Here is a 12,694-nt window from a genome sequence, read left to right as displayed (position 1 = left end):
AGAATGCAAGCGTGAGCAGCGAGAACGGGAGTGAGGGCGGCGGCGCCGAGGGGGCGTCGCCCGAGCAGCTCGCGCTCATTCGGGAGAGTGTGCGGCAGGCCAGGACACCGCGGGCCAAGCCCAGGACCTGGCGGGGAGCCAGGCTCGCCGAGCGGTTGCCGGTGGCGCGGGTGCTCGTCGACAAGGGCGTACTGCACCTCGACCGGTACTTCGACTACGCCGTGCCGGAGGAACTGGACGCGGACGCGCAGCCCGGGGTGCGCGTCCGCGTGCGGTTCGGCGCCGGGCGGCATCGTGTGCGCGAGGGGCGGCGCGAGGGCGGCGGGCTCATCGACGGGTTCCTCGTCGAGCGGGTCGCCGAGTCCGACTACTCGGGTCCGCTGGCGGCGCTCGCCCAGGTCGTCTCGCCCGAGCGGGTCCTGAGCGAGGAACTGCTGGGGCTCGCGCGGGCCGTCGCCGACCGGTACGCCGGAGGGCTGGCCGATGTGCTGCAGCTCGCCGTGCCGCCGCGCAGCGCCCGGGCCGAGCAACGGCCCTCGCCGGAGCCGCTTGCACCGCCCGGAAAGCCCGATGCGGGGTCCTGGGGGCGCTATGAGCGCGGGGCCGGCTTCCTGGACGCCCTCGCTGCCGGGGGCGCGCCGCGTGCCGTGTGGAACGCCCTGCCGGGACCCGAGTGGAGCGAGGAACTGGCCCGGGCCGTAGTCGCCACGCTGGCGTCCGGGCGGGGAGCGCTCGTCGTGCTGCCCGACGGGCGGGCCGCGGCGCGGGTCGACGCCGCCCTGACCGCTCTGATGGGCAAGGGGCGGCATGCGGTGCTGACCGCCGACGCCGGCCCCGAGAAGCGGTACCGGCAGTGGCTGGCCGTGCGGAGGGGGAGCGTGCGGGCGGTCGTGGGCACACGCGCCGCCATGTTCGCGCCCGTGCAGGACCTGGGCCTTGTCGCGCTCTGGGACGACGGCGACGACAGCCACAGCGAGCAGCACGCCCCGCAGCCTCATGCGCGCGAAGTGCTGCTGCTCCGGGCGGCCCAGGACAAGTGCGGCTTCCTGCTGGGGAGTTGGAGCTGTACCGTCGAGGCCGCTCAACTCGTGGAGAGCGGCTGGGCCCGGCCGTTGGTCGCCGCGCGGGAGCAGGTGCGGGGCGCGGCTCCGCTCGTACGGACCGTCGGGGACGGCGATCTCGCGCGCGACGAGGCCGCCCGCGCAGCCCGGTTGCCCACGCTCGCCTGGCAGGTGGTGCGGGAAGGGCTGCGGACCGGTCCGGTGCTCGTGCAGGTGCCCCGGCGCGGATATGTGCCGCGGATGGCCTGCGCCAACTGCCGTGCGCCCGCCCGGTGCCGGCACTGTTCCGGGCCGCTGGAGGCGCAGGGTTCCGGGGCCGATCTGCGATGCGGGTGGTGCGGGCGCGACGAGGGTGCCTGGCACTGTCCGGAGTGCGGCGGCTTCCGGTTGCGTGCCCAGGTGGTGGGGGCGCGCCGGACCGCCGAGGAACTGGGGCGCGCCTTTCCCGCCGTTCCGGTGCGGACGTCCGGGCGTGAGCAAGTCCTGGACACCGTGCCGGGCACACCCGCGCTGGTCGTGAGCACACCGGGCGCCGAGCCCGTCGCCGAGGGCGGCTATGCCGCGGCGCTGCTGCTGGACGGCTGGGCCATGCTCGGACGGCCCGATCTGCGGGCGGGGGAGGACGCGTTGCGCCGCTGGATCGCGGCCGCCTCGCTGGTGAGGCCGCAGGGCGCCGGGGGGACGGTGGTCGTCGTCGCCGAGCCCACGCTGCGGCCCGTACAGGCGCTGGTGCGGTGGGACCCGGTCGGGCACGCGGTGCGTGAGCTCGGCGAGCGGGCCGAGCTCGGGTTTCCGCCGGTGTCCCGGATGGCCGCGGTGTCCGGGCCCGGGGAGGCGGTCGCCGAGTTTCTCCGTACGGCCGAGCTGCCGCCGGACGCCGCGGTGCTGGGGCCGGTGCCGATCGCCGTCACGGCGGTGGGGCGACCTCGTCGGGTGGGTGGGCCGCCGCCGGGGGAGCAGTGGGACCGGGCGTTGATCCGGGTGCCGCCGGGGAGCGGGGCCGCGCTGGCGGCCGCGCTGAAGGCCGCGCAGGCGGCTCGGATGGCGCGGGGCGCGAACGAGGTCGCTGTGCGGGTTCGGATTGATCCGCCTGACATCGGGTGAGGGTGGGGCCTCCCTCTCCTGGGCCCTCTCCTGGGCAGGGAGCCAGGGTGGGGCTTTCGTCTCGTCGGCAGGGCGCCACCCGAAGCAGGATCGCCGCGGCGGATGCCGGACTGTGGGCGATCCGGAGGCGGGAGCCGGCCACGTCGGGAGGCCGGCGGCGCGCTGCCGAGAGTCCCGGCCGCTGCCGGAGGGTTCCGGCTCAGATCGGTGACGCCGGTGTCCGCCCCCGGCTTTCACAAACCTGTGTCGAGAACCCGGCCGCGGCGCTCTCCACACCCGTGCCCGGACAAAACTCTGCCCTCCCGGGTGCGCTCCAGGAGGGCAGAGTGCTGGGGGTCAGCCGTTGCGCGGGCCCGGGAATGCGGTGGGCCTGGCCTCGTCGCGCAGGCCGGGGCTGCCTGCCGTCGGCTGTGTCGGCATCGAGCGGGCCGCGGGGACCGTCGGCACCGGCGGGAGGGTGGTGGAGACGTTGACCGTCCGGCTGCCCGACGGCTCGGACGTGCGCTCGGCCTCGGCCGCCGCCTGGGTGGCGGCGCGGCGAGCGCCGTAGCGACGGTGGACCGCCTGCTTGGTGACGCCGAGGGCGGAACCCACCGCGTCCCAGGAGAAGCCGAGCGAGCGGTCGAAGTCCACGGCTGCCGTGACCAGGGTTTCGACGCTGTCCCGCAGCTCCTGGGCGAGACGGACCGTCGGGGCGGGTGCGCGTCCGTAGACGACGAAGCCCGTGGAGGGACCGGAGCGGCGCGGGCGGTAGACGTTGCCCAGTTGTGCGGTGAGCGTGCGCAGTGCGTCCACCTGCCGGCGGACCCGCTCGATGTCCCGCACCAGCAAGTGCAGGCTGGCCCGAGCCTGGGCGTCGTGGGTTGCGTGGTCGGCCATGAACAAGCCTCTCGAACCGGCGATGAAAGGAGAGGGCCGCGGGTACGGCGGTTGCGGCCCGTTGTGGTCAACTCTTTCTTGACCAACGCGGGAGTGCTCCGCGGGTCACGCAATAGGGGCGTGTGGGCATATGCCCACGCCCCTGGGCGGTGTGTACGCCCAGGCCTTCGGCCTGGGACGACTCCCATAGACTTGTGCGTTGCCCAACCGATCCCGACCGAGAGGCCCGTGCCCACCCATGAAGCTTGTCTTCGCCGGTACCCCCGAGGTCGCCGTTCCCGCTCTGGACGCTCTGATCGCCTCCGGGCGGCACGACGTGGCCGCCGTCGTCACCCGGCCCGACGCGCCGGCCGGCCGTGGGCGCAGGCTGGTGGCGAGCCCGGTGGCCGAGCGGGCCGAGGAGGCCGGGATCGAGGTGCTCAAGCCGGCCAAGCCGCGCGATCCCGAGTTCCTCGAACGGCTGCGGGAGATCGCGCCGGACTGCTGCCCCGTCGTCGCCTACGGCGCCCTGCTGCCCCGCGTCGCCCTCGACGTGCCGGCGCACGGCTGGGTCAACCTGCACTTCTCGCTGCTGCCCGCCTGGCGCGGGGCCGCGCCCGTGCAGCACTCCATCATGGCGGGCGACGAGATCACCGGGGCGTCCACCTTCCTCATCGAGGAGGGACTCGACTCCGGGCCCGTCTACGGCACCGTCACCGAGGTGATCCGGTCCACCGACACCAGCGGCGACCTGCTCACCCGGCTGGCCTTCGCGGGCGCCGGGCTGCTGTCCGCGACCATGGACGGGATCGAGGACGGCACACTGAAGGCCGTACCGCAGCCGTCCGACGGGATCACCCTCGCTCCCAAGGTCAACGTCGAGGACGCGCACATCGACTGGAACGCCCCCTCGCTGCGCGTCGACCGGCTCGTGCGCGGATGCACGCCCGCGCCGGGCGCCTGGACCACCTTCCGCGGCGAGCGGCTCAAGCTCATCCAGGTGCAGCCGGTGCCGGGACGGGACGACCTCGCCCCCGGTGAGCTCTCCGTGGGCAAGAACAACGTGTACGTCGGGACCGGGTCGTACGCCGTGGAACTGCTGTGGGTGCAGGCGCAGGGCAAGAAGCCGATGCGCGCCGCCGACTGGGCGCGGGGCGTGCGGATCGGCGACGGGGAGAGCGTCGGGGCATGACCGGCCGTCCGCCGGGACGGCCTGCGACGTAGGCTGGTCCTACATCTCATCCAGTAATCCGGAGCACCTTTTCGTGAGCGACACCTCCCGTCGGCCCCGCAGAACCGGCAAGCCCTACCGACGGCCCAAGAAGGACCCCGTTCGCGTCCTCGCCTTCGACGCGCTGCGCGCCGTGGACGAGCGGGACGCGTACGCCAACCTCGTTCTGCCGCCGCTGCTGCGGAAGGCGCGCGAGAAGGGTGACTTCGACGGGCGGGACGCCGCGCTCGCCACCGAGCTGGTGTACGGGACGCTGCGGCGGCAGGGGACGTACGACGCGATCCTCGCCGAGTGTGTGGACCGGCCGTTGCGCGAGGTCGACCCGCCGGTGCTGGACGTGCTCAGCCTGGGCACGCATCAGCTGCTGGGGACGCGGATTCCCACGCATGCCGCGGTGTCGGCGTCCGTCGAGCTCGCCCGGGTCGTGCTCGGTGACGGGCGCGCGAAGTTCGTCAACGCGGTGCTGCGGAAGGTCGCGCAGGACGATCTGGACGGGTGGATCCAGCGGGTCGCGCCGCCCTACGACGACGATCCCGAGGACCACCTCGCCGTCGTGCACTCGCATCCGCGGTGGGTCGTCTCCGCGCTGTGGGACTCGCTCGGCGGCGGGCGCGCCGGGATCGAGCGGCTGCTGGAGGCCGACAACGAGCGGCCCGAGGTGACGCTGGTCGCGCGGCCGGGGCGGGCCACGACCGAGGAACTGCTCGGCGAGGAGGCCGCGGTGGCGGGGCGCTGGTCGCCGTACGCCGTGCGGTTGGCCGAGGGCGGGGAGCCGGGAGCCATCGAGGCCGTGCGCGAAGGGCGTGCGGGGGTCCAGGACGAGGGCAGTCAGCTCGTCGCCCTCGCGCTCGCCAATGCGCCTCTGGACGGGCCCGACGAGAAGTGGCTCGACGGGTGCGCCGGGCCCGGCGGCAAGGCGGCGCTCCTCGCGGCACACGCCGCCGAGCGCGGGGCCGTGCTGCTGGCGTCCGAGAAGCAGCCGCACCGGGCCGGGCTGGTGGCGAAGGCCCTGCACGGCAATCCGGGGCCGTACCAGGTCATCGCCGCCGACGGGACGCGGCCGCCGTGGTGGGCCGGGAGTTTCGACCGGGCCCTGGTGGACGTGCCGTGCACCGGGCTCGGGGCGTTGCGGCGTCGGCCGGAGGCGCGGTGGCGGCGCCGGCCGGAGGACCTGGACGGGTTCGCCCCGCTCCAGCGGGGGCTGCTGCGCAGCGCCATCGACTCCGTGCGGGTGGGGGGCGTCGTGGGGTACGCGACCTGCTCGCCGCATCTTGCCGAGACACGGGCGGTGGTCGACGACGTGCTCAAGCAGCGGGGTGACGTCGAGCTGATCGATGCGCGGGAGTTGCTGCCGGGTGTGCCGGAGCTGGGGGAGGGGCCCGATGTGCAGTTGTGGCCTCATGTGCACGGGACGGACGCGATGTACCTGGCTCTGATGCGACGGACGGGCTGACTCTCAGGCAAGGACGCCGGCCACTACGGCTCCGGTCTGGCGCTTGCCCAGGTAGGACTCGGCTCTATGGGGCTCCGAGCCGTTGTCCAGTGTCCAGTCGGACTCCAGGATGCCGTAGGGATCGGCGAAGAGCCTGGCGAGGTCCGGCTCCGCGGCCACGAGATCGTCGCGGTCGGAGAAGTTCGCCCACCGCGTGACACGCGGTGGGACCGTCTTCGCCTCCGGCAACCTGTCGAACACCAGCGTCCGCAACCCCAGGCCCCGCAAGGGCTGGCTCTGCTGGTGGCCCTGCTGCCGGACAGGGAGCGGATCCTGGGCCCCGATCACCCCGAAACCCTCACCACCCGCGCGGCCATCGCGGACCTGACCTCCATGGTGGGCACAGCGGGGCAGGCACTCGAACTGTACGCCGCAGTGGCACAGGACCGCGGCCGTGTGCTGGGCCGGAACCACCCCGCCACGCTCCAGACGCGTGTCGGTCCGGCCACGGCGACCGCCCTGGCCGGAAGCCCCAGACGAGCGCTCCGGCTTCTTGCCGAACTCGTCGAGGACCACGTGCGTGTCCTGGGCCCGGAGCACCGGGACACGCTCAGTGTCCGGGTGGGCGTCGCCGCTCTGACCGCGAGGCGCAACGCCGAGCTCGGACGGCAGCTGTTCGCCGACGTGCTCAAGGACCAGATCCGTGTCCTGGGGCTGGACCATCCGGACATCCAGGTCACGGGCCGTTACATCCAGAAGCTCTCCGCGAAGACGCGGCAACGCCGATGAGACGCGGCCCGGCCCTGCCCGCGGTGTTCAGTCGGAGGACTCGACGACCCGCCCGCCGGCCGGGGACACGGCGGGTGCCGCGCCTTCCTCCCGGGACATCCGATGCGGCCACCACACCTTTTTCCCCACGTCCAGGAACAGGGACGTCACCAGCACCGAGCGCACGATGAACGTGTCCAGGAGCACCCCCAGAGCGACCGTGAAGCCGATTTCGGCGAAGGCGACCATCGGCAGGGTGCCCAGGGCCGCGAAGGTGCCGGCGAGGACCAGGCCCGCGGAGGTGATGACGGCGCCGGTGGCGGCCAGGCCCGTGATCACGCCCTTGTGGGTGCCCTGGTGGGCGGCCTCCTCGCGGATGCGGGTGGTCAGGAAGATGTTGTAGTCGATGCCCAGCGCCACCAGGAAGACGAAGACGAACAACGGGAAGTCGGTCGACTCGCCGGCGTAGTCGAAGATGTGGCGGAAGGCGAGCGCGCTGATGCCGAGCGCCGCGGTGAAGGACAGGATCACCGTCCCGATCAGCAGCAGCGGGGCGATCAGGGCCCGCAGCAGGACGGCCAGGATCAGCATCACCACGACCAGGACCAGCGGGATGATCAGGATGTTGTCGTGGGTCGTCGCTCTGTCCATGTCCAGCAGGGCCGCCGTGCCGCCGCCCACCTGGGCGTCGGCGTCCGGCACCGCGTGGACGGCGTCCCGTACCCGTTCCACCGTCTGCTTCGCGGCCTCGCTGTCGGACGGAGCGGTCATCGTCGCCTCGAAGAGCACCTTGCCTTCGAAGAACGGTTTCGAGCCCGGGGGCAGGCCGAGGGATTCGGGGACGACGCCCGGGGTGTCGGCGACGGTGCGGCCCACCTCCCGGGCCTGGGCCTGGTTGCTGACGATGACCAGGGGGTCGCCGCTGCCGGCGGGGAAGTACTCCTCGGAGATCTCCTGACCGGTGATCGATTCCGGTTTGTCGGTGAAGGCGTCGGCGTTGCTCAGCCCCTCGGCGCGCAGCTGGATCATGCCCAAGGAGCAGACCGCGAGCACCGCTGCCGTGATGGCCCAGGTCATGCGGGGGCGGCGGGCGATGTTGTGGCCCATGCGGGCCCAGACGCCCCGCTCGTGCGGGTTCTCCGCGCCGACGTGCGGGATCACCGGCCAGAAGATCCAGCGGCCGAAGATGACGAGGAGGGCGGGGAAGAGGGTCACCATCGCGAGCAGGCCCACCGCCACGCCGATCGCGGCGACCGGGCCGAGGCCGCTCGTGGAGTTCATCTCGGCCGCGAGCAGCACGAGCATGCTCAGGACGACGGTCGCGCCGGAGGCCAGGACCGCGGGGCCCGCGCGGTGCAGGGCGAGGGCCATCGCCTCGTGACGGTCCTGGTGATGGCGGAGTTCTTCCCGGTACCGGGCGACGAGGAGCAGCGCGTAGTCGGTGCCCGCGCCGAAGACGAGGACGGTCAGGATGCCCGCACTCTGTCCGTTGACCGTCAGACCGCCGTGCTCGGCCAGGAGATAGATGAGGGCCTGCGCGGTGAACAGGGCGACGATCACGGCGACCAGGGGGACCAGGAGCAGGGTCGGGCTGCGGTAGGTGATCAGCAGCATGACGATGACGACCGCCATCGCCGCGAGCAGGAGCGTGGAGTCGATGCCCTCGAACGCCTCGGCGAAGTCGGCGGAGGTGCCGCCCGGGCCCGTGACGTACACGGCGAGGCCGCCGCTGCTCGTACCGACGATGTCCTTGATGGAGTCGACGGCGGGTGCGATACGGTCCCAGCCCTGCTCGTCCATCGTGATCGGGACCTGGACCTGCGCGGCGCGCGGGTCGATCTCCCGGTCGAAGACGGGCCCGCGGGTCTCGGCGCCCCGGATGCCGTGGGCGGTCAGCTGCTTGAGCTGGGCCACGTCCTCGGTGATCGCGGCCCGGTCCGGTGCCGTGAGGCCGCTGTCACGGGCGTAGATGACGACCGCGGGGATCTGCTCCGGCCTGAAGTCCTCGGAGATCTGGAGGACTTGGGTGGATTCCGCGGACCCGGGCAGCCAGGACGCCGCGTCGTTGTCCTGCGCGTCGCTCAGCTTCTGGGCGAGCGGCGCCGTCACGAACAGCACCACCAGCCACAGGGCCAGCACCACCCACTTGGCGCGTCGTCCGCAGACCAGATGGGCGATGCCCTGCTGTCCCGAACCCGTCCGCCGGTCCTTCTCCTGGGTCTCTGTCATGGTCACCCCCGCAGCCGTACAGCGATCCGGCCGGCGGCCCAGCATGGCACGCACGGCCCGGACACAACATCCGATGAACGTCTTAGGTCTGGACCGGCGCGAACATTCGTGCCCGGACATGGCAGGCTTGGGTCATGGCCGCGCAGATCAACCCCAGCATCCTGTCCGCCGACTTCGCCCGCCTCGCGGACGAGGCGAAGGCGGTCGAGGGAGCCGACTTCCTCCACGTCGACGTCATGGACAACCATTTCGTCCCGAATCTCACGCTCGGCGTGCCGGTCGTAGAGTCCCTGGCCCGGGCGACGGACACCCCGCTGGACTGCCATCTGATGATCGAGGCCCCCGATCGGTGGGCGCCCCAGTACGTGGAAGCGGGGGCCTCCTCCGTCACGTTCCATGTCGAGGCCGCCGCGGCCCCCGTGCGACTGGCCCGGGAGATCAGGGCCAAGGGTGCCCGCGCCTCCATGGCGCTGAAGCCGGCGACGCCCATCGAGCCGTACGAGGATCTGCTGCCCGAACTCGACATGCTGCTGATCATGACGGTCGAGCCGGGCTTCGGTGGTCAGGCGTTTCTCGACATCATGCTTCCGAAGATTCGCCGCACCCGCGAGTTGATCAGCAAGCACGGCCTCGACCTGTGGCTCCAGGTCGACGGCGGTGTCTCGGCGAGCACCATCGAGCGGTGCGCGGAGGCGGGCGCGGACGTCTTCGTCGCCGGTTCGGCGGTGTACGGGGCGGACGACCCCGCAGCGGCGGTCCGCGCGTTGCGCGCTCAGGCGGAGGACGTGACGAAGTCCGCCGCCTGGGCATGCGACCACTGAGCCAAGGGAACGTGAACGGCGCCCATCAGGGCGGATCAAGAGCGCCGGATCTGCAAGGATGAACGGCGAATCCAGAGTGTGAACAGCAGTGAGGAGATCGCCGTGTCGGGTATGTCGGCGGGCCGGTCAGCCATGCGGATGGGACCCGCTGAGCTGGTGCAGGCGGCGGCCATGGCCCGCCGCTTCTACCTCGAGGGCAAGTCCAAGATCCAGATCGCCGAGGAGTTCGGCGTCAGCCGCTTCAAGGTGGCCCGGGTCCTGGAGACCGCTCTCGAACGGGATCTGGTGCGCATCGAGATCCGGGTGCCGGCCGAGTTGGACGCCGAGCGCTCCGACGCGCTGCGCGCCCGCTACGGCCTGCGGCACGCGGTCGTGGTCGAGTCCCCGGCCGACGCCGAGGAGACACCCGACCCGGAGAACCTGGGAGAAGTGGCCGCCGACCTGCTCGGCGAGCTGGTGAACGAGGGTGACGTGCTGGGCCTGGCCTGGGGCCGGTCCACCATCCACATGGCCGCGGCCCTCGACCGGCTGCCGCCGTGCACGGTGGTGCAGCTGACGGGTGTCTACGACGCCGGGACCGCCGAGCGCGGTTCGGTCGAGGCGGTGCGCCGGGCGGCCCAGGTGTCGGGCGGCGACGCCCACCCCATCTACGCGCCGATGCTGCTGCCGGACGCGGCCACCGCGGCGGCACTGCGCCACCAGACCGGCATCGCGCGGGCCTTCGAGTACTTCGACAAGGTCACCGTCGCCTGCGTCTCCATCGGTTCCTGGGAGCCGGGCATCTCGACGGTGCACGACATGCTCAGCGACGAGGAACGCGCGCACTACGCCTCGCTCGGCGTCGCCGCCGAGATGTCCGCGCACCTCTTCGACGCCGACGGTCGCCGTGTCGGACGGGACTTGGGCGAGCGCTGCATCACCGTCAAGGCCGACCAGCTCCGCCGTATCCCGGAGGTCGTCGCGATCGCGGGCGGGGCGCGCAAGGCGGCCGCGATCGACGCGGTGCTGCGGTCCGGGCTCGTCACCAGCCTGGTGACGGACACATCGGCGGCGGACGTGCTGATGGCGGCGGGCACGACGCCGAAGCCGGCGCTCAACAGGGCGGATCCGGACGGGAGCTGACGGAACATCAGGAGGGGGTGGCCGCGGCCGCCCCCTCCTTCGTGCACGACCACCACGAATCGACGGCCACTACGACGGGGCGGTACCGGAAATGACGGAGCTCGTGGTCACGCTCGACCTCGACGGGGTCACGGACAAGGCCGGCCTGATGGACCGCTGCGCCCGCGATCTGCGGCTGCCCGACTGGTTCGGGCGCAACTGGGACGCGCTGGCCGACTCCCTCTCGGACCGCACGGTGTGGCCGGAAAGCGCCGCCGAGCAGGGGATGCGGATCGTCGTACGGAACTGGCGGCCGTACGCGAAGGCGCGGCCCGGCGAGTGGGAGACCGCTCAGGAGGTGTTCGCCGAGGCGGTGGACCGCACGTCGGCGCTCTCCGTGCTGCTCGCCCTTGGAGGATCCTCCTAGGAGGTCTCTGACCTGCTCGTATGAAGCAACCGTGCCTCGCATTCCGGTCAGCATGGGACAATGAAGTACGTGCTCTTCCCCCTGGCTGACCTGTCCGGGGGCCACCTCTGATCGACTGGGATGTGCAGCACGTGCGTTTCCTCAATGACATCCAGCCCCCGTACGACCTGACCTACGACGACGTCTTCATGGTCCCGAGCCGCAGCGCGGTCGGCTCGCGGCAGGGGGTGGACCTCAGCTCCCCGGACGGCACGGGCACCACGATCCCGCTGGTCGTCGCCAACATGACCGCCATCGCCGGCCGCCGTATGGCCGAGACGATGGCCCGGCGCGGCGGCCTGGTCGTCATCCCGCAGGACATCCCGATCGAGGTCGTCACCGAGGTCGTCTCCTGGGTGAAGGGCCGCCATCACGTCCTCGACACCCCGATCGTGCTGGCCCCGCACCAGACCGTCGCCGACGCGCTGGCCCTGCTGCCCAAGCGGGCCCACAACGCCGGTGTGGTCGTCGACGAGAACCAGCGCCCGATCGGCGTGGTCACCGACGAGGACCTCTCCGGCGTGGACCGCTTCACGCAGCTCGAAGTGGTCATGTCCCGCGACCTGCTCCTCCTGGACGCCGGAATCGACCCGCGTGAGGCCTTCAACACGCTCGACGGCCACAACCGGCGCTACGCCCCGGCCGTGGACTCCGAGGGCCGTCTCGCGGGCATCCTGACCCGTAAGGGCGCCCTGCGCGCCACGCTGTACACGCCCGCCGTCGACGCCGACGGCAAGCTGCGGATAGCGGCCGCCGTCGGAATCAACGGCGACGTGGCGGGCAAGGCCAAGCAACTGCTCGACGCGGGCGTCGACACCCTTGTCATCGACACGGCGCACGGCCACCAGGAGTCGATGATCGCCGCGATCCGGACCGTGCGGGCGCTCGACCCGCGGGTGCCGATCGTCGCGGGCAACATCGTCGCCGCGGAGGGTGTGCGGGATCTGATCGAGGCCGGCGCCGACATCATCAAGGTCGGTGTCGGGCCGGGCGCGATGTGCACCACCCGCATGATGACCGGCGTCGGCCGGCCGCAGTTCTCCGCGGTGCTGGAGTGCGCGGCCGAGGCGAGGAAGTACGGCAAGCACGTGTGGGCCGACGGCGGTGTCCGGCACCCGCGTGACGTCGCCATGGCGCTCGCCGCCGGCGCGTCCAACGTGATGATCGGGTCCTGGTTCGCGGGGACGTACGAGTCGCCGGGCGACCTGCAGCAGGACGCCAACGGGCGGCTGTACAAGGAGTCCTTCGGCATGGCCTCCGCGCGTGCAGTGCGCAACCGTACGTCCGAGGAGTCGTCCTACGACCGTGCCCGCAAGGCGCTGTTCGAGGAGGGCATCTCCACCTCCCGCATGTTCCTCGACCCGGCCCGGCCCGGCGTCGAGGACCTGATCGACTCGATCATCGCGGGCGTGCGGTCGTCCTGCACCTACGCGGGCGCCGGCTCCCTGGAGGAGTTCACGGAGAAGGCCGTCGTCGGCATCCAGAGCGCGGCCGGCTACGCCGAGGGCAAGCCGCTGCACGCCAGCTGGAGCTGACGCTCGGTCAACGCCGGTTCGCCCCCACTGGCCCGGGAACTGCTGTGGGTGGCCGGTGGCTCGTCGCGCAGTTCCCCGCGCCCCTGAA

Annotated in this window: 11 protein-coding genes; 8 read left to right on the top strand and 3 right to left on the bottom strand. The window is 72.3% G+C overall.

What is annotated here, in order from left to right:
• Positions 1 to 11: 11 nt before the first annotated feature.
• Positions 12 to 2,165, top strand: coding sequence for a primosomal protein N' (locus AC3ETA_RS05670; RefSeq protein WP_432191695.1), 2,154 nt, complete (start codon positions 12 to 14; stop codon positions 2,163 to 2,165).
• Positions 2,166 to 2,501: 336 nt separating this feature from the next.
• Here the strand turns inward: AC3ETA_RS05670 and AC3ETA_RS05665 are convergent, their stop codons facing one another.
• On the bottom strand, positions 2,502 to 3,044 hold the full coding sequence (locus AC3ETA_RS05665) for a hypothetical protein (RefSeq protein WP_432191694.1): 543 nt from the start codon (positions 3,042 to 3,044) through the stop codon (positions 2,502 to 2,504).
• Between the two features lie 238 nt (positions 3,045 to 3,282).
• On the opposite strand from AC3ETA_RS05665, the gene fmt reads away from it, so the two are divergent.
• Both fmt and AC3ETA_RS05655 read left to right on the top strand, forming a co-directional pair.
• Positions 3,283 to 4,215, top strand: a complete 933-nt coding sequence (gene fmt / locus AC3ETA_RS05660; RefSeq protein ID WP_432191693.1) for a methionyl-tRNA formyltransferase — start codon at positions 3,283 to 3,285, stop codon at positions 4,213 to 4,215.
• A gap of 73 nt (positions 4,216 to 4,288) precedes the next feature.
• The gene (locus tag AC3ETA_RS05655) at positions 4,289 to 5,707 is read left to right on the top strand and encodes an RsmB/NOP family class I SAM-dependent RNA methyltransferase (RefSeq protein WP_432191692.1); all 1,419 of its coding nucleotides are present in this window, start codon (positions 4,289 to 4,291) and stop codon (positions 5,705 to 5,707) included.
• Positions 5,708 to 5,710: 3 nt separating this feature from the next.
• Here AC3ETA_RS05655 and AC3ETA_RS05650 read toward each other — a convergent pair whose 3' ends face one another.
• A complete protein-coding gene (locus AC3ETA_RS05650) occupies positions 5,711 to 5,947 on the bottom strand; it encodes a hypothetical protein (RefSeq protein ID WP_432191691.1) in 237 nt (78 codons plus the stop codon).
• A 42-nt stretch (positions 5,948 to 5,989) separates the two neighbouring features.
• Here AC3ETA_RS05650 and AC3ETA_RS05645 point away from each other — a divergent pair, with 42 nt between their 5' ends.
• A complete protein-coding gene (locus AC3ETA_RS05645) occupies positions 5,990 to 6,475 on the top strand; it encodes a tetratricopeptide repeat protein (RefSeq protein ID WP_432191690.1) in 486 nt (161 codons plus the stop codon).
• Between the two features lie 27 nt (positions 6,476 to 6,502).
• Here the strand turns inward: AC3ETA_RS05645 and AC3ETA_RS05640 are convergent, their stop codons facing one another.
• Positions 6,503 to 8,683 (bottom strand): MMPL family transporter, encoded by a 2,181-nt coding sequence (locus AC3ETA_RS05640; RefSeq protein ID WP_432191689.1) that lies wholly within the window; start codon positions 8,681 to 8,683, stop codon positions 6,503 to 6,505.
• Between the two features lie 134 nt (positions 8,684 to 8,817).
• On the opposite strand from AC3ETA_RS05640, the gene rpe reads away from it, so the two are divergent.
• The 4 genes from rpe to AC3ETA_RS05620 all read left to right on the top strand — a co-directional run bounded on the left by rpe (position 8,818) and on the right by AC3ETA_RS05620 (position 12,606).
• Positions 8,818 to 9,504 carry a ribulose-phosphate 3-epimerase gene (gene rpe / locus AC3ETA_RS05635; RefSeq protein WP_432191688.1) on the top strand — a complete coding sequence of 229 codons (687 nt, stop codon included), beginning with the start codon at positions 8,818 to 8,820 and terminating at the stop codon, positions 9,502 to 9,504.
• 78 nt (positions 9,505 to 9,582) lie between these two features.
• Positions 9,583 to 10,626: a sugar-binding transcriptional regulator gene (locus tag AC3ETA_RS05630; protein WP_432191687.1), complete on the top strand. Its 1,044-nt coding sequence runs from the start codon at positions 9,583 to 9,585 to the stop codon at positions 10,624 to 10,626.
• Between the two features lie 91 nt (positions 10,627 to 10,717).
• Positions 10,718 to 11,032, top strand: coding sequence for a barstar family protein (locus tag AC3ETA_RS05625; protein ID WP_432191686.1), 315 nt, complete (start codon positions 10,718 to 10,720; stop codon positions 11,030 to 11,032).
• A gap of 131 nt (positions 11,033 to 11,163) precedes the next feature.
• A complete protein-coding gene (locus AC3ETA_RS05620) occupies positions 11,164 to 12,606 on the top strand; it encodes a GuaB1 family IMP dehydrogenase-related protein (protein WP_432191685.1) in 1,443 nt (480 codons plus the stop codon).
• Positions 12,607 to 12,694 lie beyond the last annotated feature (88 nt).

It is taken from the genome of Streptomyces sp. bgisy027, from assembly GCF_057710365.1.
This window is presented reverse-complemented; position numbering and strand designations above follow the sequence as displayed.

Excerpts from the sequence above, each read along its gene's own strand:
- AC3ETA_RS05665 (WP_432191694.1), bottom strand. The coding sequence starts at position 3,044 with ATGGCCGACCACGCAACCCACGACGCCCAGGCTCGGGCCAGCCTGCAC.
- fmt (WP_432191693.1), top strand. The coding sequence starts at position 3,283 with ATGAAGCTTGTCTTCGCCGGTACCCCCGAGGTCGCCGTTCCCGCTCTG.
- AC3ETA_RS05640 (WP_432191689.1), bottom strand. The coding sequence starts at position 8,683 with ATGACAGAGACCCAGGAGAAGGACCGGCGGACGGGTTCGGGACAGCAG.
- rpe (WP_432191688.1), top strand. The coding sequence starts at position 8,818 with ATGGCCGCGCAGATCAACCCCAGCATCCTGTCCGCCGACTTCGCCCGC.
- AC3ETA_RS05625 (WP_432191686.1), top strand. The coding sequence starts at position 10,718 with ATGACGGAGCTCGTGGTCACGCTCGACCTCGACGGGGTCACGGACAAG.